This is a genomic window from Streptomyces sp. NPDC057617 (assembly GCF_042800555.1).
Classification (GTDB): Bacteria; Actinomycetota; Actinomycetes; order Streptomycetales; family Streptomycetaceae; genus Streptomyces.
Map to the genome: position 1 here is coordinate 107,727 of NZ_JBHVGV010000014.1, position 13,515 is coordinate 121,241.

Below are 13,515 nucleotides of genomic sequence, written 5' to 3' on the forward strand. Positions count from 1 at the left end.
GCGATCCGTAGCAAATTGGCGGCAACCCGTCACATGTCCGTAATCGGGCCCAGGCAGTGTGGTGTCGGCCGGATCCGTCCGGCCGGCACCGTGCTTGTCAGCGTCTTTTACGCTCGTGAGCAAGTAGCTTGCATGTCTTGCGATAGTCTTGCGTGTATGACGCGACGACTTGCTCAGGTGGCGAAGAAGGTTGGGGTCAGCGAGGCCACGGTCAGCCGGGTGCTCAACGGCAAGCCCGGAGTCTCGGAGGCCACGCGGCAGTCGGTGCTGACCGCGCTGGACGTCCTCGGCTATGAGCGGCCGACGCAGTTGCGCGGGGAGCGGGCCCGGCTCGTCGGGCTGGTGCTGCCGGAGCTGCAGAATCCTATCTTCCCCGCGTTCGCCGAGGTGATCGGCGGAGCGCTGGCCCAGCAGGGCCTCACGCCCGTGCTCTGTACCCAGACCAAGGGCGGGGTCTCCGAGGCGGACTATGTGGAACTGCTGCTCCAGCAGCAGGTGTCCGGAGTGGTCTTCGCGGGCGGTCTGTTCGCGCAGGCGGACGCGCCGCACGACCACTACCGCCAGCTCGCCGAGCGCAAGATTCCGGTCGTCCTGATCAACGCGCCGATCGAGAACCTCGACTTCCCCTGTATCTCCTGCGACGACGCCGTCGCCGTCGAGCAGGCCTGGCGCCATCTCGCCTCGCTCGGCCACGAGCGCATTGGCCTGGTGCTCGGCCCCTCCGACCATGTGCCGTCCCGGCGCAAGCTGGCGGCGGCCCTCGCGGCGGCGCGGGCGGCCGGGACCCGGCTCCCCGACGAGTACATCGAGCGGACCATGTTCTCCCTGGAGGGCGGCCAGGCGGCGACGTCGCGCCTGCTGGACCGGGGCGTCACCGGGATCATCTGTGCCAGTGACCCGCTGGCCCTGGGGGCGGTACGGGCCGCTCGCCGGCGCGGTCTGGACGTACCCCGGGAGGTGTCGGTGGTCGGCTTCGACGACTCCGCGTTCATGAACTGCACCGAGCCGCCGCTGACCACCGTGCGGCAGCCCATCGAGGCCATGGGCCGCGCGGCGGTCGAGATGCTCAACGCGCAGATCCAGGGCGGTGCCGTACCGCCCGGTGAGCTGCTGTTCGAGCCGGAGCTGGTGGTACGGGGCTCCACGGCGCAGGCGCCCCGGCAGCCGGCCGGGCAGACCTCCGCGGAGGCGGCCGCGGGCGCCTGAGCGACCGGCCTCAGGGCCGGGCGAGCGCTGTCCGGGCACGATCCGGGCGCTGTCCCAACGACGTTTGTACGGGGCCCCGTTGAGGGCCCCTTCGTCGTTTCCGCGCCCCGTCGGCACCGTATCCGCACGTCGCGAAGGGCGTGTGGCCCCCTGCGGGATCAAACCGGCCCATGCAGCGCACTGTCAAGTATTTGCGAAATCGGGGCGACATATTGCGGACATCAGTAGTTAGTGGTTGAGTGAGCGCCGCCACACAGCGAGAAGCTGTGGGTTTCCCACGCTCCTGCCCAAGAGGGGTCCCACCGATGAGAAGCTCCGGGTTCCGCCGTACCTGTACCGCAGCCATAGCCTCCGCGCTCGCCCTCACTGGACTGGCCGCGTGCGGCTCGGACAGCGAGGACGCCGCGGGGGGCAAGACGCAAGTCACCGTGAACTGCATGCCCCCGAAGAGCGCCAAGATCGACCGGCAGAGCTTCGAGGACGACATCAAGGCGTTCGAGAAGGCGAACCCGGAGATCGACATCGTCGGCCACGACGCCTTCCCCTGCCAGGACCCCAAGACCTTCGACGCCAAGCTCGCCGGCGGCCAGATGGAAGACGTCTTCTACACGTACTTCACGGACGCCAAGCATGTCGTCGACATCAACCAGGCCGCGGACATCACCTCGTACGTCAAGGACGTGAAGGGCTACACCGACATCCAGCAGTCGCTGCGCGATGTCTACACGGTCGACGGCAAGGTCTACGGCGTTCCGCGTACCAACTACTCGATGGGCCTCCTCTACAACAAGAAGCTCTTCGAGCAGGCCGGCCTCGACCCCGACAAGCCCCCGGCCACCTGGGACGAGGTCCGCGCCGCCGCCAAGAAGATCGCGGGCCTGGGCAAGGGCTATGTGGGATACGCCGACTACAGCGCGCAGAACCAGGGCGGCTGGCACTTCACCGCGGAGATGTACTCGCAGGGCGGCGATGTCGTCAGCCCCGACGGCAAGTCGGCGGCCGTCGACAGCCCGGAGGGCAAGGCCGTGCTCCAGACGCTCAAGGACATGCGCTGGACCGACAACTCCATGGGCAGCAAGCAGCTCCTGATCCTCAACGACGTCCAGCAGATGATGGGCTCCGGCAAGCTCGGCATGTACATCTCCGCCCCGGACAACATCCCGATCCTGGTCAAGGAGAAGGGCGGCAAGTACGAGGACCTCGCGCTCGCCCCGATGCCCGGCGGCAAGGGCACGCTCATCGGCGGCGACGGCTACATGTTCAACAAGAAGGCCACCCCGGAGCAGATCAAGGCCGGTCTGAAGTGGCTCGAATACCAGACCATCGGCCCCGGCACCGGCCTCAACAACTGGAAGCGCGCCGCCGATCTGAAGGCCCCGGTCGGGCTGCCCGAGCCCCGGCTCTGGACCGGCGGGACCGACGCCAAGGACCAGGCGCTGAAGAAGCAGTACGCCAATGTGCCGGTGGAGAACTACCAGGCGTTCCTCGACGGGAGCCAGCAGCTCACCGCGAAGCTGGAGCCGCCGAAGGCCCAGCAGATCTACTCCGTCCTCGACGGAGCGGTCTCCGCGGTCCTCACCAAGAAGGACGCCGACATCGACGGACTGCTGAAGGACGCGCAGTCCAAGATCGACGGAATTCTGGCCCGGGGCTGAGGCTGACGCACCGATGAAGACTGTCCAGGCCCCCCACCGGTCCGCCGGCGCGCCGCCCGTCACCCCGGGGCCGCGCCCGGCGGGCCGCCGGTCCGCGAGCCCCCTCGCGCGCCGGCTCTCCCACCAGGCCCGCGCCTACGGCTTCCTGATCGGCGGCCTGATCTGCTTCGCGCTGTTCTCCTGGTATCCGGCGATCCGCGCGGTGATCATCGCCTTCCAGAAGTACACGCCCGGATCGGCCCCCGAGTGGGTCGGGACCGACAACTTCACCCAGGTCTTCCACGACCCGGAGTTCGGAGCGGCCTGGCGCAACACCCTCACCTTCACCCTGCTCGCCCTGCTCATCGGCTTCGCGGTGCCGTTCGTGATGGCGCTCGTCCTCAATGAACTGCGGCACGCCCGGTCGTTCTTCCGCGTGGTCGTCTATCTCCCGGTGATGATCCCGCCGGTGGTCAGCGCCCTGCTGTGGAAGTGGTTCTACGATCCGGGCGCCGGCCTCGCCAACGAGGCACTGCGCTTCCTCCACCTGCCCACCTCGAACTGGACCAACGGCGCGGACACCGCGCTGCTCTCCCTGGTCATCGTCGCCACCTGGGCGAACATGGGCGGCACGGTCCTGATCTACCTCGCCGCGCTCCAGGGCATCCCGGGGGAGCTGTACGAGGCGGCGGAGCTGGACGGCGCGAACATCTGGCAGCGCGTACGCCATGTGACCATCCCGCAGACGCGCTTCATCATCCTGATGCTGATGCTCCTCCAGATCATCGCCACCATGCAGGTGTTCACCGAGCCCTTCGTGATCACCGGCGGCGGTCCTGAGAACTCCACCGTCACCATCCTGTACCTGATCTACAAGTACGCCTTCCTCTACAACGACTTCGGCGGGGCCTGCGCCCTGAGCGTGATGCTGCTCGTCGTGCTCAGTCTCTTCTCCGCCCTCTATCTGCGGCTCACCCGCACCGACGACTGAGAGGAGCGCAGCGCCATGACCCAGATCGCGCCGCCTCCCCGGCAGGCACCCCCCTCGGTGGCCGGGACCGCCGGACGCAAGACCCAGAGCCCGGCCGTACGGACGCTGGTCTCCCCGCTCGCGCTCGGCAGCACCCGCGGCAGGATCCTGTACTGGACCGTCTTCTGCGCGGTCGTTCTCGGCTTCGCGCTGGCCTTCCTGTTCCCGGTGTACTGGATGGCCTCCGGCGCCATGAAGACCCCCGACGAGGTGGTCCAGACACCGCCGACCCTGTTCCCCGAGTCCCTGACCTTCACCGCGTACACCGACGCCTGGGAGCAGATGCAGCTTCCGACGCATCTGTGGAACACGGTGGTGCAGGCGGCCGGGGCCTGGATCCTCCAGCTCGTGTTCTGTACGGCGGCGGCCTATGCGCTGTCCAAGCTCAAGCCGGCGTTCGGGAAGATCATCCTGGGCGGCATCCTGGCCACCCTGATGGTTCCGGCCCAGGCCCTGCTCGTACCGAAGTACCTGACCGTCGCCGATCTGCCGCTCATCCACACCAGTCTGCTCAACGACCCGCTCGGCATCTGGCTGCCGGCCGTCGCCAACGCCTTCAACCTCTATCTCCTCAAGCGGTTCTTCGACCAGATCCCGCGCGATGTGCTGGAGGCGGCGGAGATCGACGGCGCGGGAAAGCTCCGTACCCTCTGGTCGATCCTGCTGCCCATGTCCAGGCCGGTGCTCGGCGTGGTGTCGATCTTCGCGCTGGTCGCCGTCTGGCAGGACTTCCTCTGGCCTCTGATGGTCTTCTCGGACACCGAGCAGCAGCCCATCAGCGTGGCGCTCGTCCAGCTCTCCCAGAACATCCCGCTGTCGGTGCTGATCGCCGCCATGGTGATCGCCAGTATTCCGATGGTCCTGATGTTCCTGGTGTTCCAGCGCCACATCATCGCCGGCATCAGTGCCGGCAGTACCAAGGGCTGACCAGCTCCAGCCCCGACCGTGCCACCCCCCTCACCTTCACCTCGACGCAGAAGGCTTCGCACTGTGAGACAGCCCTCCCCTGCCCCTCTGGAGCCCGCCGACAAGAACTGGTGGCGCGATGCCGCCATCTACCAGATCTACGTACGCAGCTTCGCCGACGGTGACGGAGACGGCACCGGTGATCTCGCGGGTGTACGGGCGAGACTGCCGTATCTCGTGGAACTGGGCGTGGACGCCATCTGGTTCACGCCGTGGTATCTGTCCCCGCTCGCCGACGGCGGCTACGACGTGGCGGACTACCGCACCATCGACCCGGCGTTCGGCACCCTCGCCGAGGCCGAGAAGCTCATCGCCGAGGCACGTGAGCGGGGCATCCGTACGATCATCGATGTGGTGCCCAACCATGTGTCCGACCAGCATGCCTGGTTCAAGGCGGCGCTGGCGGCGGGCCCCGGCAGCCCCGAGCGCAAACTGTTCCACTTCAGGACCGGCCGCGGCGAGCACGGCGAGATCCCGCCGAACGACTGGATCTCCGAGTTCGGCGGCACGCCCTGGACCCGGCTCGACGACGGCGAGTGGTATCTGCATCTCTTCGCGACCGAGCAGCCCGACCTCAACTGGGCCCATCCCGCGGTGCGCCAGGAGCACGAGGACGTGCTGCGCTTCTGGTTCGAGCGCGGGGTCGCGGGCGTACGGATCGACTCGGCGGCGCTGCTCGCCAAGGACCCGGCGCTGCCGGACTTCACGGTCGGCCGTGACCCGCATCCCTTTGTCGACCGGGACGAGCTGCACGACATCTACCGGTCGTGGCGTGCCATCGCCAATGAGTACGACGCGGTCTTCGTCGGCGAGGTGTGGCTGCCCGACACCGAGCGGTTTATCCGCTATCTGCGTCCGGACGAGCTGCACACCGCGTTCAACTTCACGTTCCTGGCCTGTCCTTGGGACGCGGAGCTGCTGCGGACCGCGATCGACGACACCGTCGCCGAGCACGCGCCGGTCGGCGCCCCCGCCACCTGGGTGCTCTGCAACCACGATGTGACCCGCACGGTCACGCGGTACGGGCGTGAGGCCACCGGCTTCGACTTCGCGGCCAAGGCCTTCGGCACCCCGACCGACACGGAGCTGGGCACCCGCCGCGCGCGGGCCGCCGCGCTGCTCTCGCTGGCGCTGCCGGGCGCCGTCTATCTCTACCAGGGCGAGGAGCTGGGCCTGCCGGAGGTGGAGATTCCGCTCGACCGGATCCAGGACCCGATGCACTTCCGCTCCGGCGGTACGGATCCGGGCCGCGACGGCTGCCGGGTGCCGCTGCCCTGGACGGCGGACGCGCCGTACGCGGGCTTCGGCTCGGACACCGAACCGTGGCTGCCGCAGCCGGAGTCGTGGTCCTCGTACGCGGCCGATCTCCAGTCGGGCGACCCGGACTCGATGCTCACGCTCTACCGCGAGGCGCTGCGGCTGCGCCGTACCGGACCGGGCTTCGGGGACGGGCCGATGAGCTGGCTGGAGACGGGTCCCGGAGTGCTGGCGTTCAGCCGGGAGGACGGGCTGGTCTGCGTGGTCAACTTCGGCGAGGAACCGGCCGAACTCCCGGCCCACACCGGGGTTCTGCAGGTCAGCGGCCCACTGGACGCCGAGGGACGGCTGCCCCGCGACACGGCGGCCTGGCTCCGCACCTGACACCCGCGCCCCCCGCCCTGCTCAGTGCCCTCCCCGCTCCGGGCGGGTCACCGGGCGGGCGGGGGCCAATATCCTGGAGCGGGCGGAGGACTCCGAGATCATCCGTCCGGCGGCCCGTTACGCGGGGCCGCCTCCGCCGCAGCCGGTTCCGGCGGGCTGAGCGGGAGGGCAGAGGTACGGCGCGGTACGGAGGGGTGTTCGTGAGCGGGAAGCAGATCCCGGTGGTGGTCCTGACGGGCTTTCTGGGATCGGGAAAGACGACCTTGCTCAACCATCTCCTGCGCCGCCGCGCGGGCCGGCGCATCGCCGTGGTCGTCAATGACTTCGGAGCCATCGAGATCGACGCCATGACGGTCGCCGGGCAGGTCGGTTCGACGGTCTCGCTCGGCGACGGCTGTCTGTGCTGCGCCGTCGACGCGAGCGAACTTGACGGCTATCTGGAGCAGTTGACCAGGCCCGCCGCCCGGATCGACGTCATCGTCATCGAGGCGAGCGGACTGGCCGAGCCCCGGGAACTCGTCCGGATGCTCCTCGCCGGGAACCATCCGGGCACGGTGTACGGGGGACTCGTCCAGGTCGTCGACGCGGCCGAGTTCGACGCCACCCGGGAGCGCCACCCCGAGACCGACCGGCATCTCGCGATCGCTGATCTGGTGGTCCTGAACAAGACCGACCGGGTGGCGGAGCCGGAGCGGCGGCGCGTGCTGGCCGCCGTCGGCGAGCTCGCGCCCGGGACGCCGGTGGTCTGCGCCTCGTACGGACGGATAGACCCTGAGCTGCTGTTCGACCCGGCTGTCGCACCGGCCGAGGAGGAGAAGGTCCGGCAGCTCACCTTCGAGGACCTGTACGCGGAGGACGCGCACGCCCACGGTGAAGACGGTGCACGCGGGGGACATGAGGGCCATCTCCACGCGGCCTACGAGAGCGTCTCGTACACCGCGCGGGCCCCGATGGACCCGCGCCGGCTCATGCAGTTCCTCGACTCCCGGCCCGAAGGGCTCTACCGGATCAAGGGATTTGTCGACTTCGGGGCGTACGACCCGGCCAACCGCTACGCCGTGCACGCGGTCGGCCGGTTCCTGCGCTTCTACCCGGCGCTCTGGCCGCGTGGCGAGGAGCGGCTCACCGAGCTGGTGCTGATCGGCTCCGGCATCGGCCGCGAGGCGCTGCTCAAGGAGCTGGAGGCCTGCGAGGAGACCGGGCCGCGGGACGCCCCTGCCGACGAACGCGGCATGTGGGGCGTCCTACGGTACGTACCCGACCCGGCCGATCCCGGACCCGGGCCTGAATACGCGGATCCGGATTCAGACCCGGATTCGGCCCCGGCCGGGGCGTAACCCGTAACACCAGGTCAGTGCGCGTGCTTCAGCGCGCGTGCCTCAGTGCGCGGGTCCGGCCAGCGCCTCGACCTCCGCCGCGAACGGCGTACCCGAACCGTCCCGGCGCGGGTCCGGATCCGGCAGCGACACCGGCGCGCCGTTCTTCTGCGCCGCCCGTGCCGGGCTCGCGCCCGCCCAGGCCAGCACCAGCATGTCCTCGCCCTTCAGGAACCGCTGGCAGCGCACCCCGCCCGTGGCCCGCCCCTTGCGGGGGTACTGGTCGAACGGCGTGAGCTTCGCCGTACGCACCGAGTCGTCCAGCGTGCCGTGCGAGCCGGTGACCGTGAACACCACGGCGTCCGCGGCCGGATCGACCGCCGTGAACGAGATCACTTCCGCCCCCTCGGTCAGCTTGATCCCGGCCATCCCGCCCGCCGGCCGGCCCTGCGGCCGTACCTGCGAGGCCTGATACCGCAGCAGCTGTGCGTCGGAGGTGATGAAGACCAGGTCCTCCTCGCCCGTGCGCAGCTCCGCGCCGCCCACGATCCGGTCGCCCTCCTTGAGGGAGATGACCTCCAGCTCGTCCTTGTTGGCCGGATAGTCCGGCACCACCCGCTTGACCACGCCCTGGAGCGTGCCCAGCGCCAGCCCCGGGGACGACTCGTCGAGCGTGGTCAGACAGACCAGCGTCTCGTCGTCCTCCAGTGCCAGGAATTCCGAGACCGGTGCCCCGCCCGCGAGATTCGGGGCCGAGGCGGTGTCCGGGAGCTGCGGCAGATCGATCACCGCGATCCGCAGCAGCCGCCCCGTCGAGGTCACCGCGCCGATGTCGCCGCGCGCCGTCGCGGGCACCGCCGAGACGATCACATCGTGCTTGACGCGCTTGCCGTCGCCGCCCTCCAGCGGCTCGCCGTTGGCCGTACGGGCCAGCAGACCGGTCGAGGAGAGCAGCACCCGGCACGGATCGTCCGCCACCTCCAGCGGCACCGCGGCCACCGCCGAACCGGCCGACTCCAGCAGCACCGTGCGCCGCGGGGTGCCGAACTTCTTGGCCACCGCGGCCAGTTCGGAGGAGACCAGCTTGCGCAGCTCGGTGTCCGACTCCAGGATCCCGGTCAGCTCGTCGATCTCCCCGATGAGCCGGTCGCGCTCGCTCTCCAGCTCGATCCGGTCGAAGCGGGTGAGCCGGCGCAGCGGCGTGTCCAGGATGTACTGCGTCTGGACGTCGCTCAGCGAGAAGTGCTCGATCAGCCGCTCCTTGGCCTGCGCCGAATTGTCGCTGGACCGGATCAGCCGGATGACCTCGTCGATGTCGATGAGCGCCACGAGCAGGCCCTCGACGAGATGCAGCCGGTCGCGCCGCTTGGTCCTCCGGAACTCGCTCCTGCGGCGCACCACCGTGAACCGGTGGTCCAGATAGACCTCCAGCAGCTCCTTCAGCCCCAGCGTCAGCGGCTGCCCGTCCACCAGCGCCACATTGTTGATGCCGAAGGACTCCTCCATGGGCGTCAGCTTGTAGAGCTGCTCCAGCACCGCCTCGGGCACGAAGCCGTTCTTGATCTCGATGACCAGACGCAGTCCGTGCGAGCGGTCCGTGAGGTCCTTGACATCCGCGATGCCCAGCAGCTTCTTCGCGGAGACCAGGTCCTTGATCTTCGCGATGACCTTCTCGGGACCGACCGTGAAGGGCAGTTCGGTGACGACCAGGCCCTTGCGGCGCGCGGTGACGTCCTCCACCGTCGCGGTCGCCCGGATCTTGAACGTACCGCGGCCGTTCTCGTACGCGTCCTTGATGCCCGTCAGCCCGACGACCCGGCCGCCGGTCGGCAGATCGGGGCCGGGGACGAACCGCATCAGCGTCTCCAGGTCAGCGCCCGGGTGCTTGATGAGATGGCGTGCGGCCGCCACGACTTCGCCCAGATTGTGCGGCGGCATGTTCGTCGCCATACCGACCGCGATACCGGAGGCGCCATTGACGAGGAGATTGGGATAAGCGGCCGGAAGCGTGGCCGGTTCTCGCTCCTGGCCATCGTAATTCGGCTCGAAATCGACGGTGTCCTCGTCGATCGATTCCGTCATCAATGACGTGGCGTCGGCCATCCGGCACTCGGTGTAGCGCATCGCGGCCGGCGGATCGTCATTGCCGAGCGAGCCGAAGTTGCCATGTCCGTCGACGAGGGGCAGCCTCATCGAGAAGGGCTGTGCCATTCGGACCAGGGCGTCATAGATCGACGCGTCGCCGTGCGGGTGCAGCTTGCCCATCACCTCGCCGACGACGCGGGCGCACTTCACATACCCGCGGTCGGGGCGCAGGCCCATCTCGTTCATCTGGTACACGATGCGGCGGTGCACCGGCTTCATACCGTCCCGGGCGTCGGGCAGGGCCCGGGAGTAGATCACCGAGTACGCGTACTCGAGGAAGGAGCCCTGCATTTCATCGACCACGTCGATGTCGAGGATCTTCTCCTCGAAGTCCTCCGGCGGCGGGGTCTTCGTGCTGCGGCGGGCCATCGCTGCTGCGGCTCCTTCACAGGTCCTTGTACGGCAACTTCTCTAGCTGACGCGGACCATTGTGGACCGAGCCGCCGACAACGCGGACACCGAGCCACCGACAACCCGGACCTCGACCCGTCACGGGCATACGGCAGGGGGGTACGCCGGGAGCGGAGCGGAGGTACGGCGGAGGTGGTGCGCGGGGCGCGTGGCGAGCGTCTGCCACGCCGGAACTTCGCCAGGTGTCAGCACGCTTGCATACAGTGGCAGGACTTCTCCATACCGCGATCGAAGGGACGTACATGCCCATGGGTCACACGGCCACAGCGCAGGCCGGTTCCGGCGGCCTGACAGCGACTGAGCACCGACTGGCCAACGGCCTGCGCGTGGTGCTCTCCGAGGACCACCTGACCCCGGTCGCCGCTGTCTGCCTCTGGTACGACGTCGGGTCACGCCATGAAGTCAAGGGCCGTACGGGCCTCGCCCACCTCTTCGAGCACCTGATGTTCCAGGGCTCGGCCCAGGTGACGGGGAACGGCCACTTCGAGCTGGTGCAGGGGGCCGGCGGTTCGCTGAACGGCACCACCAGCTTCGAGCGCACCAACTATTTCGAGACCATGCCCACCCACCAGCTCGAACTGGCGCTCTGGCTGGAAGCCGACCGGATGGGCTCGCTGCTCGCCGCGCTCGACGAGGAGTCCATGGAGAACCAGCGGGACGTCGTCAAGAACGAGCGCCGCCAGCGGTACGACAATGTGCCGTACGGTACGGCGTTCGAGCGGCTCACCGCGCTCGCCTACCCCGAGGGCCACCCGTACCACCACACCCCGATCGGCTCGATGGCCGACCTGGACGCGGCGACCCTGGAGGACGCCCGCGCGTTCTTCCGTACGAACTACGCGCCGAACAACGCGGTGCTGTCGGTCGTCGGCGACATCGACCCCGAGCAGACGCTCGCCTGGGTCGAGAAGTACTTCGGCTCCATCCCGTCCCACGACGGCAAGCAGCCGCCCCGCGACGGCACCCTGCCCGACATCATCGGCGAGGAGCTGCGCGAGGAGATCCACGAAGAGGTCCCGGCGCGTGCCCTGATGGCCGCCTACCGGCTGCCGCACGACGGCACCCGCGAGTGCGACGCCGCGGATCTGGCGCTCACCGTCCTCGGCGGCGGCGAGTCCTCGCGGCTGCACAACAGGCTGGTGCGCAGGGACCAGAGCGCGGTCGCCGCGGGCTTCGGGCTGCTGCGGCTGGCCGGCGCCCCCTCGCTGGGCTGGCTGGATGTGAAGACCTCCGGCGGGGTCGAGGTCCCGCAGATCGAGGCCGCCGTCGACGAGGAGCTGGCCAGGCTCGCCGCCGAGGGCCCGACGGCCGAGGAGATGGAGCGGGCCCAGGCCCAGCTCGAACGCGAATGGCTGGACCGGCTCGGCACGGTCGCGGGCCGCGCCGACGAACTGTGCAGGTTCGCCGTGCTCTTCGGCGACCCGCAGCTCGCGCTGACCGCCGTCACCCGCGTGCTGGACATCACCGCCGAGGAGGTACGGGCCGTCGCCGCGGCCCGGCTGCGCCCCGACAACAGGGCGGTGCTGGTGTACGAACCGCTGGCCTCCGAGGACACCGCCGACGCGGCGGGGACGGCCGCCGACGAGACCGACGAGCACGAAGGGGCGGACCAGTGAGCGACGCTGCCGTGACCATGGACTTCCACCCGCAGCCGACCGCCGGCGAGGCCCGGCCCTGGGCCTTCCCCGCCCCCGGGCGCGGTGCGCTCGGCAACGGGCTGACGGTGCTGCGCTGCGACCGCCCGGGACAGCAGGTGGTGGCCGTCGAGATCAATCTCGACGCCCCGCTGGAGGCCGAGCCGGAAGGGCTCGACGGGGTCGCCACGATCATGGCGCGGGCGTTCTCCGAGGGCACCGACAAGCACAGCGCCGAGGAGTTCGCCGCCGAGCTGGAGCGCTGCGGCGCCACCCTCGACGCGCACGCCGACCACCCGGGCGTACGGATCTCCCTGGAGGTCCCCGTCTCCCGGCTGCCCAAGGCCCTCGGCCTGCTCGCCGAGGCGCTGCGCGCGCCCGCCTTCGCGGACAGCGAGGTCGAGCGGCTGGTGCGGAACCGGCTGGACGAGATCCCGCACGAGACCGCCAACCCGGGCCGCCGCGCCGCCAAGCAGCTCTCCAAGGAGCTGTTCCCCGCCTCCTCCCGGATGTCCCGGCCGCGCCAGGGCACCGAGGAGACGGTGGCCCGTATCGACGCCTCGGGTGTGCGTGCCTTCTACGAAGCGCATGTACGGCCCGCCACGGCCACCGCGGTGATCGTCGGCGATCTCACCGGGGTCGACCTGGACGAGGTGCTCGCGGACACCCTCGGCACCTGGACCGGTGACACCGCCAGGCCCCGCCCCGTACCGCCCATCACCGCCGACGACACGGGCCGGGTGGTGATCGTGGACCGGCCGGGCGCCGTCCAGACCCAGCTTCTGATCGGCCGGATCGGCGCCGACCGGCACGACCGGGTCTGGCCCGCCCAGGTGCTCGGCACGTACTGCCTGGGCGGCACGCTCACCTCCAGGCTCGACCGGGTGCTGCGCGAGGAGAAGGGCTACACCTACGGAGTGCGGGCCTTCGGGCAGGTGCTGCGCTCCTCGGCCCCCTCGGAGCCGGGTGGTGCGACGGGCGCCGCGATGCTCGCCATCAGCGGCTCCGTGGACACCGCCTCCACGGGCCCCGCGCTGGACGACCTCTGGAAGGTGCTGCGCACCCTCGCGGCGGAGGGCCTCACCGACGCCGAGCGCGATGTGGCCGTGCAGAACCTGGTCGGGGTGGCACCGCTCAAGTACGAGACGGCCGCGTCCGTCGCGGCGACCCTGGCCGACCAGGTCGAGCAGCATCTCCCCGACGACTTCCAGGCCCAGCTCTACGCGCGCCTGGCCGAGACCGGCACGGTGGAGGCGACGGCCGCGGCCGTCAGCGCCTTCCCGGTGGACCGGCTCGTCACCGTGCTCGTCGGGGACGCCGAGCAGATCAAGGAGCCGGTCACGGCGCTCGGTATCGGCGACGTCACGGTCGTCAGCGGCTGACGAAACCGACTCCGCGATAAACCCCGGCGACAACTGTCGCCGGGGTTTCTTATATGTCCGCTTTCGTTGGCAGGTTTGCCCGTCTGCCCCGCCGCGGGCCCGCTCCGTCCTGGCCAAAAGATATCCATTGATTCCTGGCACCCATCGGAA

At 69.6% G+C, this 13,515-nt stretch carries 9 protein-coding genes and 1 pseudogene; 9 read left to right on the forward strand and 1 reads right to left on the reverse strand.

Going from position 1 to position 13,515, the window contains the following annotated elements:
• Positions 1-156 precede the first annotated feature (156 nt).
• The 7 genes and pseudogenes from ACFU9P_RS29455 (at position 157) to ACFU9P_RS29485 (ending at position 7,814) form a co-directional block, all read left to right on the forward strand.
• Positions 157-1,206: a LacI family DNA-binding transcriptional regulator gene (locus tag ACFU9P_RS29455; protein ID WP_376379690.1), complete on the forward strand. Its 1,050-nt coding sequence runs from the start codon at positions 157-159 to the stop codon at positions 1,204-1,206.
• Between the two features lie 305 nt (positions 1,207-1,511).
• A complete protein-coding gene (locus ACFU9P_RS29460) occupies positions 1,512-2,861 on the forward strand; it encodes an ABC transporter substrate-binding protein (RefSeq protein ID WP_376379687.1) in 1,350 nt (449 codons plus the stop codon).
• A 13-nt stretch (positions 2,862-2,874) separates the two neighbouring features.
• Positions 2,875-3,831, forward strand: a complete 957-nt coding sequence (locus ACFU9P_RS29465) for a carbohydrate ABC transporter permease (protein WP_376379684.1) — start codon at positions 2,875-2,877, stop codon at positions 3,829-3,831.
• A 15-nt stretch (positions 3,832-3,846) separates the two neighbouring features.
• Positions 3,847-4,797, forward strand: coding sequence for a carbohydrate ABC transporter permease (locus ACFU9P_RS29470; RefSeq protein ID WP_376379681.1), 951 nt, complete (start codon positions 3,847-3,849; stop codon positions 4,795-4,797).
• 63 nt (positions 4,798-4,860) lie between these two features.
• The gene (locus ACFU9P_RS29475) at positions 4,861-6,477 is read left to right on the forward strand and encodes a glycoside hydrolase family 13 protein (RefSeq protein ID WP_384086591.1); all 1,617 of its coding nucleotides are present in this window, start codon (positions 4,861-4,863) and stop codon (positions 6,475-6,477) included.
• A gap of 37 nt (positions 6,478-6,514) precedes the next feature.
• Positions 6,515-6,637, forward strand: a pseudogene (locus ACFU9P_RS29480) (citrate synthase); the annotation flags it as partial.
• A gap of 40 nt (positions 6,638-6,677) precedes the next feature.
• A complete protein-coding gene (locus ACFU9P_RS29485; protein ID WP_384086594.1) occupies positions 6,678-7,814 on the forward strand; it encodes a CobW family GTP-binding protein in 1,137 nt (378 codons plus the stop codon).
• Between the two features lie 42 nt (positions 7,815-7,856).
• On the opposite strand, the gene ACFU9P_RS29490 is transcribed toward ACFU9P_RS29485, so the two are convergent.
• The gene (locus tag ACFU9P_RS29490; RefSeq protein ID WP_376379672.1) at positions 7,857-10,307 is read right to left on the reverse strand and encodes a DNA topoisomerase (ATP-hydrolyzing) subunit A; all 2,451 of its coding nucleotides are present in this window, start codon (positions 10,305-10,307) and stop codon (positions 7,857-7,859) included.
• 284 nt (positions 10,308-10,591) lie between these two features.
• Between ACFU9P_RS29490 and ACFU9P_RS29495 the strand changes: the two genes are divergently transcribed.
• Complete coding sequence (locus tag ACFU9P_RS29495) at positions 10,592-11,965, forward strand: M16 family metallopeptidase (RefSeq protein WP_376379669.1); 1,374 nt, start codon at positions 10,592-10,594, stop codon at positions 11,963-11,965.
• A 17-nt stretch (positions 11,966-11,982) separates the two neighbouring features.
• The gene (locus ACFU9P_RS29500; RefSeq protein ID WP_376379813.1) at positions 11,983-13,365 is read left to right on the forward strand and encodes a M16 family metallopeptidase; all 1,383 of its coding nucleotides are present in this window, start codon (positions 11,983-11,985) and stop codon (positions 13,363-13,365) included.
• Positions 13,366-13,515 lie beyond the last annotated feature (150 nt).

Excerpts from the sequence above, each read along its gene's own strand:
- ACFU9P_RS29455 (WP_376379690.1), top strand. The coding sequence starts at position 157 with ATGACGCGACGACTTGCTCAGGTGGCGAAGAAGGTTGGGGTCAGCGAG.
- ACFU9P_RS29460 (WP_376379687.1), top strand. The coding sequence starts at position 1,512 with ATGAGAAGCTCCGGGTTCCGCCGTACCTGTACCGCAGCCATAGCCTCC.
- ACFU9P_RS29465 (WP_376379684.1), top strand. The coding sequence starts at position 2,875 with ATGAAGACTGTCCAGGCCCCCCACCGGTCCGCCGGCGCGCCGCCCGTC.
- ACFU9P_RS29470 (WP_376379681.1), top strand. The coding sequence starts at position 3,847 with ATGACCCAGATCGCGCCGCCTCCCCGGCAGGCACCCCCCTCGGTGGCC.
- ACFU9P_RS29490 (WP_376379672.1), bottom strand. The coding sequence starts at position 10,307 with ATGGCCCGCCGCAGCACGAAGACCCCGCCGCCGGAGGACTTCGAGGAG.
- ACFU9P_RS29495 (WP_376379669.1), top strand. The coding sequence starts at position 10,592 with ATGCCCATGGGTCACACGGCCACAGCGCAGGCCGGTTCCGGCGGCCTG.
- ACFU9P_RS29500 (WP_376379813.1), top strand. The coding sequence starts at position 11,983 with ATGGACTTCCACCCGCAGCCGACCGCCGGCGAGGCCCGGCCCTGGGCC.